General features: G+C 55.0%; 10 protein-coding genes. 8 read left to right on the top strand and 2 right to left on the bottom strand.

What is annotated here, in order from left to right; translation table 11 throughout:
- Positions 1 to 73: 73 nt before the first annotated feature.
- Positions 74 to 1,801, bottom strand: a complete 1,728-nt coding sequence (pilB, locus tag AC4HNJ_RS03970; protein ID WP_490478231.1) for a type IV-A pilus assembly ATPase PilB — start codon at positions 1,799 to 1,801, stop codon at positions 74 to 76.
- Positions 1,802 to 2,038: 237 nt separating this feature from the next.
- Between pilB and AC4HNJ_RS03965 the strand changes: the two genes are divergently transcribed.
- The 8 genes from AC4HNJ_RS03965 (at position 2,039) to AC4HNJ_RS03930 (ending at position 11,767) form a co-directional block, all read left to right on the top strand.
- Positions 2,039 to 2,887, top strand: coding sequence for a glycosyltransferase family 2 protein (locus AC4HNJ_RS03965; protein WP_490478565.1), 849 nt, complete (start codon positions 2,039 to 2,041; stop codon positions 2,885 to 2,887).
- A 52-nt stretch (positions 2,888 to 2,939) separates the two neighbouring features.
- A complete protein-coding gene (locus tag AC4HNJ_RS03960) occupies positions 2,940 to 3,992 on the top strand; it encodes a DUF354 domain-containing protein (RefSeq protein ID WP_490478230.1) in 1,053 nt (350 codons plus the stop codon).
- The gene (gene asnB / locus AC4HNJ_RS03955; RefSeq protein WP_490478229.1) at positions 3,992 to 5,845 is read left to right on the top strand and encodes an asparagine synthase (glutamine-hydrolyzing); all 1,854 of its coding nucleotides are present in this window, start codon (positions 3,992 to 3,994) and stop codon (positions 5,843 to 5,845) included. Before AC4HNJ_RS03960 ends, asnB begins: the two co-directional genes overlap by 1 nt.
- A complete protein-coding gene (locus tag AC4HNJ_RS03950) occupies positions 5,802 to 7,076 on the top strand; it encodes a hypothetical protein (RefSeq protein ID WP_490478228.1) in 1,275 nt (424 codons plus the stop codon). The genes asnB and AC4HNJ_RS03950 overlap by 44 nt, the downstream gene beginning before the upstream one ends.
- Before the next feature lie 75 nt (positions 7,077 to 7,151).
- The gene (locus AC4HNJ_RS03945) at positions 7,152 to 7,997 is read left to right on the top strand and encodes a class I SAM-dependent methyltransferase (protein ID WP_490478227.1); all 846 of its coding nucleotides are present in this window, start codon (positions 7,152 to 7,154) and stop codon (positions 7,995 to 7,997) included.
- The gene (locus tag AC4HNJ_RS03940; RefSeq protein WP_490478226.1) at positions 7,994 to 10,156 is read left to right on the top strand and encodes a bi-domain-containing oxidoreductase; all 2,163 of its coding nucleotides are present in this window, start codon (positions 7,994 to 7,996) and stop codon (positions 10,154 to 10,156) included. The genes AC4HNJ_RS03945 and AC4HNJ_RS03940 overlap by 4 nt, the downstream gene beginning before the upstream one ends.
- On the top strand, positions 10,153 to 11,124 hold the full coding sequence (locus AC4HNJ_RS03935) for a lysylphosphatidylglycerol synthase transmembrane domain-containing protein (RefSeq protein ID WP_490478225.1): 972 nt from the start codon (positions 10,153 to 10,155) through the stop codon (positions 11,122 to 11,124). The genes AC4HNJ_RS03940 and AC4HNJ_RS03935 overlap by 4 nt, the downstream gene beginning before the upstream one ends.
- A gap of 43 nt (positions 11,125 to 11,167) precedes the next feature.
- On the top strand, positions 11,168 to 11,767 hold the full coding sequence (locus tag AC4HNJ_RS03930; RefSeq protein WP_490478224.1) for an acyltransferase: 600 nt from the start codon (positions 11,168 to 11,170) through the stop codon (positions 11,765 to 11,767).
- 8 nt (positions 11,768 to 11,775) lie between these two features.
- On the opposite strand, the gene AC4HNJ_RS03925 is transcribed toward AC4HNJ_RS03930, so the two are convergent.
- Positions 11,776 to 12,684, bottom strand: a complete 909-nt coding sequence (locus AC4HNJ_RS03925; protein WP_490478223.1) for a class I SAM-dependent methyltransferase — start codon at positions 12,682 to 12,684, stop codon at positions 11,776 to 11,778.
- Between the last annotated feature and the right edge of the window lie 31 nt (positions 12,685 to 12,715).

Raw genomic sequence — 12,715 nt, 5'->3', positions numbered from 1 at the left:
AGCTTACGTTACTTCAGGGGTCAATTTCGTGGCCCCCCGCGCAAGTCTGGTTATTAGAACGTCCGGCGCGAGGTCAGTCCTTCGTGACGCGGTCGATTTCAGCCAAACTGGTCACCCCGGCCTTGACCTTCAGCAGTGCCGAGGCGCGCAGATCGTTGATCCCCAGCTTCTTGGCGACCTCGGCGATCTGCAAGGCATTGCCCCCCTGCAGTACGATTTTTTGGATGTCCTCGACCATGGGCATGACCTGATAAATACCGACGCGCCCCTTGTAGCCTTCGTTACAGTCTTGACATCCAGCCGCTTCATAAACGGTGATGCCCTCGTCGATGTCCTTCTGTGAGAAACCTGCCGCCAAGAGCGTCTCAGGCGGCAGATCCATGGGCTTCTTACAGCTATGCAGGCGTCGTGCCAGACGTTGGGCAATAACCAGCGTTACAGATGAAGTGATGTTGTAGGGCGCAATGCCCATGTTCATCAGGCGGGAGATGGTTTGCGGCGCATCATTGGTATGCAGGGTGGAAAGCACCATGTGGCCGGTCTGGGCAGCCTTGATGGCGATTTCCGCAGTTTCCAGGTCGCGGATTTCGCCCACCATGATCACGTCCGGGTCCTGGCGCAGGAAGGAGCGAAGCGCCGCGGCAAACGTCATGCCGCGCTTGGTGTTCTGCTGCACCTGGTTGATGCCTTCCACGCGGATTTCCACCGGGTCTTCCACGGTGGAAATGTTTCGCTCGGCGGTGTTCAGGATGTTCAGGGCGGTATACAGCGATACCGTTTTACCGGAACCGGTGGGGCCGGTGACCAGCACCATGCCGTAGGGCTTATGGATGGCATCCAGGTAGAGCTTCTTCTGTTCCTCTTCATAGCCCAGCTTGTCGATGCCCAGTTTGGCCGACGAGCTGTCCAGGATACGCAGCACGATCTTTTCGCCGAACAGGGTCGGCAGCGTACTCACGCGAAAATCCATCGCATGCGTCTTGGACAGATTGAGCTTGATACGGCCGTCCTGCGGCACGCGGCGCTCGGCGATATCCAGGCCAGCCATCACTTTCAGGCGTGAAGAAATGCGGTTTGCCAATTTGGTTGGAGGGCTGGCAACGGCTCGGAGCATGCCATCCATGCGAAGGCGTACGCGGAACTGGCTCTCATAGGGCTCGAAATGGATGTCAGAAGCCCCTCGACGGATCGCATCCACCAGAATCTTGTTGACGAACTTGACTACCGGGGCGTCGTCATTGACGTTGGCGTCAATACCGCTACCCGCAGCCTCCCCATCCTCATCTACGGACTCAAGTGCCAGGTCATCCAGCTCGCCACCGCCCAAGTCGGGCGCCACATTGCTGAGCGTGCTGATGGCGCTATCGATGGCCCGGCCAAGCTGTGCCCGCTCCACCAGAATCGGTTCCACCATGCAATTCGAGTGGAATTTGATTTCATCCAAGGCATGCAGCTGCATAGGGTCGGCAATGCCTACAAACAGGCGCTTGCCGCGTTTCAGCAATGGGAGCGCCTGATGCTTGCTGATCAGTTCCTGGCTGATCAGGCTGAGCGGCATGCTGGATGGGCTGAGTGCCGTGACATCCAACATCGGCATGCCGAATTCAGCGGAAGCCACCTGGCACAGGCGAGCATTCTCGACCAGACTCTGATCCAGCAACCATGCGGTTAAGGTTTTCTTTTGCTGCGTTGACTCAAGTACTGCCTTGCGGACGTCGGCTTCAGGCAGCAAACCTTCGGAAACAAGCCGGCGGGCCAATCCGGACAGGCCAAGGGCGGTGGGTTGCGGTTGCGACGACATGACGAAATTTACCTAAAACCCCTGATTGGCCTCGAATTTAGCGCACATTATGTCAGTAGGCTATCAGCCCAACATGACGGCCCTCGCAAGCTACGATGATGGAATGTTCCCAGGGCGAGGCTCCATGGTGACGGCACACACAATTTCAGTCCAAAACACAGCCATATCGATTGCATGAAAGATATGACGGCGGTGTTTGCGGGTTATGATCCAGCTTCACTCGGGGAAGCCAACCGCTTGAATAGTCTAAGTATCATTTTGCCAGCCAAGAACGAGGCGCCGGCTCTGACGGCCTTGCTCCCGCGCCTCCGTGCCTCCTATCCAGATGCTGAAATCATAGTGGTGGATGATGGATCCATCGACGATACCCCAGCTATTTGCGCACGGCACAATGTGCGGTGTCTTTCGTCTCCTTATTCGATGGGCAACGGTGCGGCTATCAAGCGAGGCGCGAGGGTGGCCCAGGGAGATGTTTTAGTATTTATGGACGGCGATGGGCAACATGATCCAGCCGATATTGCCCGTTTGCTAGAAGTACTGGATCGGGGGTACGACATGGTTGTGGGAGCCCGCGACTGGGGGAGTCAGGCTGGCGTAGGCAGGGGTCTTGCCAATACGTTGTACAACTGGCTCGCCACACATATGACAGGGCACGAAGTGGCGGACTTGACATCCGGTTTTCGTGCCGTGCGTACCGAGCGGTTTCGAGAGTTTTTGTATCTGCTGCCAAACGGGTTTTCCTACCCCACCACGAGCACGATGGCTTTTTTCCGTAGTGCCTATCCAGTGGCTTATATGCCAATCAAAGCAGCTCAGCGCATGGGCAGAAGTCACATTCGCCCAATGAGGGACGGTATTCGTTTTTTACTGATCATCTTCAAGATTGCCACGTTGTACTCGCCCCTTAAGCTTTTCGTGCCAGCTAGTGCGATGTTTTTCGTGCTTGGGTGCCTCAACTACGCGTGGACGTATATTCACGAGGGCAGATTGACCAACATGAGTACGTTGATGTGGAGCGCTGCTGTCATTGTGTTCTTGATTGGCTTGATATCCGAACAGGTCACCAATTTGTCGTATCGGAAGTAAGTCAGGTGGTTATGGCGCTAATGCTGTCGTGGGTGTTTTTCAGGGGATCGACATGCGTGTGCTAATCGATATTGGGCATCCTGCGCATGTGCATTTTTTCAGGCGGCCCATCGAAATTTTGCGTGAACGTGGACATCAGATTCTGATCACCAGCCGTCAAAAGGAGATCGCGGAAAATTTGCTTGATGCCTATGGCTTGGAACACATCTCACTTTCCCGTGAAGGTGGCAAAGGTGGTTTGTTGGGTGAATTGATCATCCGTGATTTTCGTTTGTGGCGTGTCGTACGTCGGTGGAAACCAGATGTCATGGCTGCAATCGGTGGCATTTTTATTGCACATACCGGCACCTTGGCACGTGTGCCCTCGTTAGTCTTTTACGACACGGAGAACGCGAAGTTACAGAATCTGCTGACTTATCCGCTCTCTACACGCGTGATTGTTCCTCGCTGTTATAGCGAATGGACACCAAAGAGAAGGGAGTTGCGCTATCCAGGTTACCATGAGCTTTCGTACTTGCGGCCGCCCTATTTTTCGGCTCAGAAAAGTATCGCGTTAGCGAATGGAGTGGTAGTCGATCGCCCTACTTATCTTGTGAGGCTGGTCGCTTGGAAAGCCAATCATGATATTGGTGAGCGGGGGCTATCGTACGATGCAGTGCGTAGAGTTGTTGGTCGATTAAATGCAGCAGGAAAAGTGCTTGTCTCAGCCGAAGCTTCCTTGCCAAATGATTTGGAGGAATTCAGATACAAAGGTGATCCTGCTTGTGTCCATCATGTCATGGCCTATTGCGCAGGATTTTTCGGTGAAAGCGCGACGATGGCATCAGAATGTGCAGTACTAGGCGTGCCGGCGGTGTATGCCGCTCATACAGGACGTGGCTATACCGATGAGCAAGAGGCCCGTTATGGGCTTGTCTACAACGCACGCAGGCTAGACAAGGAATCGCTCGATAGCGCGTTGGAGTGGCTGCTTTCATTTCCCGAAGATCAAGGACAAAGGCTGCGACAGCGGTTGCTCGACGATACTTGTGATGTATCCGATTTTGTCACTTCGGTGATCGAAGCACGGGGCGAATTGCCAAGTCCGCTCCTGGTGGGCACCTGATGTGCGGCATTGCTGGATGGTTCTCCGTGCAGCCCCGAATCGAACAGAGCAGGGTAATCCTGCGGAAGCTCGCTGACGTATTGAAGCACCGCGGCCCGGATGGCGTCAGTACACAGGAGCTCGATCATGTCGGCATGATGCATGCCCGCCTTGCGATGGTGGATCTCGCCACGGGTGATCAACCTATGTGGAGTGCTGATGCACGTGCTGTCATCGTATTCAATGGCGAAATTTATAATTATCGTGAACTGCGAGCGTATTACCAATCGCGGGGCGTGACGTTTGTTTCGCAGTCCGATACCGAAGTCATCCTTGCCGCTTACTTGATGGACGGTGTGTCTGGTTTTCGACGCTTGCGGGGCATGTATGCGTTTGCACTCTGGGATACGGCGGCGCGCCGGGCCTTGCTCGTACGTGATCCGCTAGGCATCAAGCCGCTGTTTGTCCGTCAGGAGCCGAACGGTATATTGCGCTTCGCGTCAGAGGCCAAAGGTGTCGCTGCACAGAGCGATGCTCGGAGCGAGCTTGACGTCAATGCGCTGCATCTTCTTTTGAATTTTCGCTATGTACCGGGTGAGGCGTCTCTTGTTCAAGGTGTGCGCCAACTTGCGCCAGGGGAATGTCTTGAGTGGAAGGTTGATGGAACGTCCTCAAGCCGCCGATTGGAAGCAAGCGTAGAGACGATCGGTAACTCACTTGATGACGTGCTATTTGATTCCGTCCGGGCGCACCTCGTCGCGGATGTGCCTGTAGGTTGCTACCTATCGGGTGGCATCGACTCAGGACTGGTGGCAGCCATAGCAAGCAAGACCTCACCTGGACTTGTCAGCTTTACGCTGGCTGTGGGGGATGATCCCGCAGAGGCGAAGAACGCGGCCGAAACGGCCCGTATCTTGGGCTTACAAAATGTGCAGGCCGGACTTGGCGATGACGAAGTGCGCCGTCTCCCCCAAATGCTTTGGCATTTGGAGACGCCCAAAGTCAACGCCATGCAGTTATTTCGGTTAGCGGAACTGGCGCGTACTCAAGTCAAAGCGGCACTTTCAGGTCTGGGCGGGGATGAGCTTTTTGCGGGCTACAATGTCCATCGCATTTTCAATTTTTATGCTCAACTTCCTGGGTTGCCCTTCCGGAGCATGGCTCGGGTGTTGAAGTATCTGCTACCCGGTTCTCCGATTCCGTATCGAGAGAGCGAGCGAGCGCTTGATATGGGGTGCGCGTTAGGCGACTGGCCGCGTGTCTACGCGCTACTTCGCAACGTATGGGATCGTCCTGACCTGCGTCGTTGGCTATATGGACCGAGAATGCTGGATGCGGACTTGCCGGATGCCGTCGAAGTAGTTCGCGAGCGTTGGCCCAAGCAGAAAATGCCGTTGCTCGCCATGGCAGAATACGAATGGCGGAACAAGATGGTTAATGATCTGCTCTGGCAGGAGGACAGGGCCAGCATGGCGGCAGGTCTTGAGGTTCGTGTTCCGTTCGTGGACGTATCGGTCCATGGTGCTGTGCTGCGAGCCGGTGCTCCCCGGCTAGGGAAGGCTGACCTGCGTGAGATTGCAGCACGTTATCTGCCGGGTAGTGTCTTGCGGCGTCCGAAGAGCGGCTTTCAGGTGGATGCGCCAACGTTCTTCGACAAGCATCTGCGTGAACTGGCGTCAATCTGGCTATCACCTGAGAGAGTGCGTAGCTATGGGCTGTTCAACCCAGATACTGTAGTCGATCTACTGCGTCTGCCAGTGGAACGTCGATATCGTTGGCACTTTTTCATGCTTTATTTGATGATTCAATCGCATATGTGGATAGATATTTTTGAGCGTGGCCAATCGCCTGACGGGGTTGCTACTCATGCATGATCGCAGACCGACGAACATGGCTGCCTCTGCTGAGGGGGAGATTGCTCGCGTCAATGCTGTCCTGGATGCCGTGCTCGATTACTCTGAAGCACAGGGTTGGCGTGGATTTGATAAACACGATGCCCTTAACAGCCCCATACTCGAATCGCTTTGTGGATGGAACCGTATAACTCGCTTGCTTGCGGTCCAAGCAGTCATGCGATCGCCGGTCAATCTTCGCCCTTTCTTGCTTACACCACGTACGTTTAATCCCAAGGGGCTCGCGCTCTTTATACGCGGCTTGCTCGATCGCTACGCAACAGACGGAAGTGAACATCATCTTTCTCGTGTACGCACGCTAGTAGCGCAATTGGACTCGATGGCTGTATCTACCCGCTCGGGTGGAAGAGCATGGGGTTACCAATATCCCTGGCAAGATCTCGGCTTTTTCGCGCCGCGCGGAACGCCTAACGCCGTAGTAACCGCTTTTGTATGCGAGGCTTTCCTGGCAGCACATCGTCAGTTGCGTGAGCCAGAATTGCTGTCGCGAGTAGAAGCGGCCATACCTTTCTTCTTAGGTGATCTCAAGCATTTGAAGGATGAGCCAGAGGAGCTTTGTCTAAGCTACATGCCCCTGCCTATGCGCATGCGAGTGATGGATGTCAGCATCCTGGTGGCGTCGGTACTTGCACAGTTCGCGCATCAAGCAGATCAGCCACAATGGCTGGAACCTGCACGTCGACTGGCGTGCTATGTTGTGTGCCGACAGACGGATTACCACGCGTGGTTTTATACCGACCCCCCTGGCGATTCGCCGATTCGACACGACAACTATCACACTGGGTTTATTCTTGACGCACTTGCGACGTATATGGATGTTACGGGAGAGAGGGAGTGGCAATCGCAATACGATGCGGGGCTGAATTTTTATGCCGAGCATTTGTTTGAGCGCGATGGTGCCCCACGTTGGATGAGCGACAAAGAGTATCCATACGATATTCACGGCGCAGCACAGGGAATTCTGACGTTCTCAAGGCATACGCAGACGCATGCTGATCTCGCTCGACGCATTGTCGATTGGGCACTCGAAAACATGTACCACCCGGAAGGGCGTTTCTACCACCAGAAGACACGTTGGTACACCAAGACGTTTACACAGCTTCGCTGGTGTAATGCCTGGATGGTTCGTGCATTGGCAGTCTATGCACGCGAACTGATCAAGGCACAGCCCAAATTAGTACCCATTGCTTAATAGTCGAACCCACTTATGCCAGATCCTATATTCCCTGGTCGACTCGGTCTATATACCTCGATGCTGCATTATGGCTTGACGAGCTATCGAGAGTTCGCACGTGAGCATGCAGAGTTCTATAGGCGCTTGAGCCTTGATGAAGGTCCTTTGTCTGGATTGAAAGTGCTCGATGTGGGATGCGGGAAGTCATATTGGCTGTCGTTGCTGCTCGCCACAAATGGGGCTCAAGCCATGGGGGTGGATACTGAGCAGGTGGAGGCTGGACGAGATCTAGCCAAATACCTGCATATATTGAAAACCAACGGTTTTGAGCGAGCCTTGAGAACGGCTGTGTGGGATGTGCTTTTTGCTCGGAGCTACTACCGTGAGTTGCAGAGTGAGGCAGGATTGCACCTGCGGCACGAAGCGGTAGATCTTCGTGTTTACGATGGAGTTCATCTGCCACTGCAGGATGCGAGCATCGATCTAGTTGTCTCGCATGAAGTTTTTGAACATATCGCCGATGTTCCCTCTGTGCTGAAAGAGCTGGCACGTGTGCTTCGACCTAGCGGGCGGGTCTACATCTATATCCACAGCTTTACCAGCTTATCTGGAGGTCACCACATTGCGTGGAAACACCCCGACAAGCGCCCTTCGCGTGTGGTGGCGCCATGGGATCATTTGCGGGCACGCAGACATACGGATATACCGTCATGGCTCAATGGACTGCGTGAGCATGAGTACCGGGCCATGTTCGAGGAGTTGTTCGATATCGATGAATGGCGGGTAGTTGCTGAAGAGGGGCGGGCCTTACTGACGGATGATATTCGCCGTGAGCTCAGCCAATTCAGCGAGCGGGAATTGTTAAGCAAAGGGTTTCTGGTACGCGGACGCGTAAAGCCGGCGGCTGGTATCAATGAATCACATGGGTTTATGGCATGAAGCAGGTTCTGGAAGATTTGCGCGATGGCAGCATCTGGGTGGAAGAAGTTCCTCCGCCACAGTTGCGTGATGAATTTGTGCTGGTGCGCAACCGGCATTCATTGATTAGTAGCGGCACCGAAGGGGGTACCGTCAAGCTTGGGCGTATGAGCCTGCTGGCGAAGGCCAGGGCACGTCCAGAGCAGGCCATGAAGGTGATTCAATTGGCGCGAGCGCAAGGTCCGCTCACCGCCTATGCTGTTGCAAGACGGGCGCTAGAAACACCTATTGTGCTTGGTTACAGCTGCGCGGGAGAGGTAATCGCCGTCGGCAAAGGCGTGGACCATGTGCGCGTGGGTGACCTGGTTGCGTGCGCGGGGCAAGGGTACGCGAGCCATGCCGAAATAGTCTGTGTCCCCAAACGCCTCTGTGTTCCCCTGCCTTCGGGGGTAGAGCTTGAGCAAGCGGCGTTCGCGACGGTGGGTGCCATTGCCTTGCAAAGTCTCCGGATAGCAGATGTGCGCCTAGGCGATAATGTCGTCGTCCTCGGCATGGGGCTGGTTGGTTTGCTGGTCGCACAGTTGTTGCGTGCGGCGGGTTGCAGGGTATTTGGATTGGACCTCGATACAGGTCGGTTAGGGCTCGCCAATCAAAATGGGTGGGCAGAGACATGCCCAGTCGATGCTCCCAATGTGAAAGAGAGCGTGCTGGCCTGGTCAAATGGAAATGGTGCGGACGTTGTTATTATCACTGCGGCCACGGAAGATGCCGGGCCAGTCAGTCTGGCCGGGGAATTGTGCCGTACCAAGGGTCGCGTAGTAGTAGTTGGACGCACCGCCATGAATCTGCCGCGCGAGCAGTATCTGTTCAAGGAGCTGGAACTCCGTACATCCATGGCTTATGGTCCCGGCACCGGCGATCCCTCTTACGAGCTGGAGGGGCACGATTATCCATTGCCTTATGTGCGTTGGACAGAAGAACGAAATATGGGGGCATTTCTGGAACAGATTGCACGGGGGCGCATGGATGTGGCATCGATGATCACGCATCGGTTCCCATTGGCTCAGGCTGCAGACGCTTTTGCATTGATTTCCGGAGAGGCGCGCGAGCCTTCGCTAGGCATTCTACTGAACTATCCCAATGATGCCCCTGCCAGTAACAAGATAACGTTGAAGTCACCGGTATCGGCTGTTGCCAAAAGCACCGGAAAGCTTCGAGTGGCCGTATTGGGCGCGGGTAGCCATGCAACGAACGAGTTCTTGCCGGCGCTTGCAAAGAGAGACGTGGAGTTTCGAGGCATTGCATCTGCTACTGGCGTGCGGGCAACGGCGCTGGGTAAAAAGTACGGATTTGCCTTTGCGTCGGCTGAAGTATCCGAGGTTTTTTCGAATGAGCAAACGGATGCTGTATTCATTTTGACGCGGCATGATTCCCACGCGGAACTTGCGGCTGCTGCGCTTTCTGCAGGCAAACATGTGTTCGTGGAGAAACCATTAGCTATTGATCGCTTACAACTCGACGCGGTGTCATCGGCATTCGTAGATGACGATCAAATACTGATGGTGGGTTTTAATCGGCGATATGCTCCGCTTGCACTTTCGCTTCGCGAAAGTTTCGCTAAACGCGCGCAGCCCATGTCGATCGTCTATCGGGCCAATGTCGGCTACCGGGCACCTGATCATTGGCTGCACCATCCCCGTGAAGGGGGAGGGGTCATTGTTGGCGAGGCCTGTCACCATCTCGATTTCTGCTGCTGGATGGTAGGCTCTGCAGTGACTTCTACGGACGTACGCTGTCTGGGGGGTACTGGTGCCGGCTATCTGCGCGAAGACAATGTGCATGTGACGCTAAGCTTTGCTGACGGTTCCCTGGCGTCGGTTATGTATCTCTCCAATGGTGCGAAAGCGTTTCCATCGGAAGTCATCGAGGTTGCTTGCGATAATCGCAGTGCCCGACTCACTGACTTCCGAAAGCTTGAATATGGTCATGGCATGCGGCGGCGAAACCAGCGTTTGTGGCGTGGGGCGGCAAAGGGTATCGACAAGCAAATCGATGCTTTCATTGCTGCAATCAAGCGTGAGCAGAAGCTGGATCGTGAAAGCTATTTACAATCTTCCCGTCTCGCGGTGGATGTCGCGGAGAAAGTAGCAGCCGAAATCGGGCAAGCCAGATCCGCATGACACCGTCGCCTGCGACTGTGCCGGGTATGTCTACAGTCAAGCGGCTAAGAGCGGCACTTATGTCCGCACTAGGCTTGGGTGTACTCGTCGCGCTGATCTGGTACGCCAATCCAGCACGTGTCATGCATGCGTTACGCAACGCGGAACCGGTATGGGTTGCGCTGGCGCTCCTGGCCATCTTGGTGTCTACGATTCTGGGTGCCATCAATTCCTACATGATGGCGGCTCCTGGTCCTTCGCTCGGATTCGCCCGTTTTTTTTGCGCTTACTGGGTGGCGTGGGCCTTTGGGCAAGTGTTGCCAGGGCAAATTGGCGACCTGCTTGGCATGAGCCTGTTTCTGCGAAAACGAGGCCTGGCCCTGCCAACAGCCATTGGGCGCCTTGGGGTCGATAAAGTCGTCTCGTTGTTTTGCACGTTTGGACTTTCCATCGGGCTTTTCTTCTTGTTTACGGAGACGTCGGTACGACTCGCGGGGATGTTTGGGCTCGTTGCTGCCATGGCACTGATCGTGGCTTATCTAACCTCGAAGAAGTGGAGCCCGGGCATGTCGTCGAGTCACAGGCTGGTCGAGCGTATCGCCGACATCTTGGCTGAGGCGCATCATGTTGTCGCTACGAGGCCGTTAGTCGTTGTGGCCAACGCTTTGTTGACCCTCTTAAAGCTGTTCGTTATCGGTATTTGCTATTGGGCCGTATTTAAGGCGTTGCACGCTACGCCAGAAAGTGTGTCCAAGGTGACTGTCATTGCAAACAGTGCAGGGTTGATTGCATATGTTCCTATTAGTGCCAATGGCGTGGGCACGGTCGAAGCAGGGGGGGTATATCTCTTCGGGCTACAGGGGCTTGCGGCACCCGTGGTTGTCGCCACGTATCTGGTGCTGCGATTCGCCAATCTTGCTTTGGCTTGGGTTGGTTCGGCTTTTGTATTACTCGGTGGCTTGTGGAAGCGAAGCGCTTCCGTGTCATAACTGGACATAAGCCACTGTAAAAGAGAGGGAATGTACGGCTACCATGAACACGAGCATTTTGTCCCGCCTTGCGAAGAATCCACACTTACTGATTCCGGGCGGGTTGGCTTGGCTTCGAGGGTGGTGGTATCGAATCGTGTTTCGACTGCAAGGCAAGCATTTTTCGGCTGGCCCCATGTTTCGCGTTTATGGACCTCTGCGGATTACCGGGCCAGGACATGTGCGTTTTGGTCGCAATTGCCTGATCATTTCAGACGCGATCAAGCCCGTATGCATAAGAACCTTGGCGCTGAATGCCATGGTGACATTGGGCGACAGTGCAGGCCTAAACGGTACGTCTATTCAATGTGTTCGTGAAGTCGATATCGGGGAGTGGTCGAATATCGCAGATGCCTATATTACGGACACGGCCGCTCACACGTTGTCCAAGCAGCGCCGCCAGCAAGACGTATTCGAGGCGGCTGCGGCACCTGTGCGCATCGGCCGCAATGTATGGATCTCCGTGCAGGTGGTAATCCTGCACGGAGTGTCGATCGGTGATAACTCGGTAATCGGTGCGTGCTCGCTTCTTAGAAAAGATGTGCCCGAGAACGTATTTGGAGCCGGCAACCCTTTCAGAATAATTCAGGCGATTGAGGATTGATGCCAGAGTCAGGAAGAGCGGGCAAGCTGTGTCACCGTTCGCTCGACAATGGCAGAGGGCAAGTGACCAACGGTGACAGGGGCAGTATCCCCGTTCCATAGCACAGCAAAGATATCGTTACACAGCACCAGCCGCAAAGGGGTGGCACTCAAGCCCTCGAGCACGCGGCCAGGCCACCGCGCCATCATGGGATAGACCTTATCACGTTGATCTTCGTAAACCGCTTGTCCTGCGTGCCACCTCGCTTGCGCAGGTATATGTTGCTCAAGCCACAGGCGGTGCGAGAGGCCAACTCGGTCCAACATGCGATGCAGCTTCACAATGTCTTGCTCGTTGACGTGAATCTGCTTTTCGTATGGATTGCGAGGATCTTGGGGAAGACGGCGAAGAAACAGGCGAGCGAATCGATAGCCCACTTCATAAACCCAGCGATTGGGTAGCGTATGCACTACGGCGAACCCACCGGGACGCAACACACGCTTCACTTCGCGGAACATGGACTCAAGTTGTGCCGGGATCAGGTGCTCGACAATATCGAGCATCGACACCCGGTCAAAGCTGGCATCGGCAAACGGCAAGCTGCATGCATCACCTTGAACAAGCCCAAATCCTCCGGCTGTCCTGCCGTCAAGCGCGCGTCGCATTTCGGATGCAAAGGCGATAGAAGCATCGGAATAGTCTATGCCAATAGCTTCCGCGCCAGACTGCTTGGCCAGGGCAATCACTTCGCCGCGGCCGCATGCGATGTCCAAAACGCGCTGCCCAACTTCTAAACGTAGCAATTCCATCGCCCTGGCGACACGCGGACGTGGCGTCAGGTCACCATGCGCCAGTAGCGACTCATTGGCGGCAGGCGACCAGGCGGATTGGATCCAGCCTGAGTCATAAGCGTGTCTATTTACGGGGCCATGAGACATAAGTGATACGCCAGTGCCGAGATTATTGAAC

The organism is Dyella sp. SYSU CM1112 (assembly GCF_058216415.1).
This window is presented reverse-complemented; position numbering and strand designations above follow the sequence as displayed.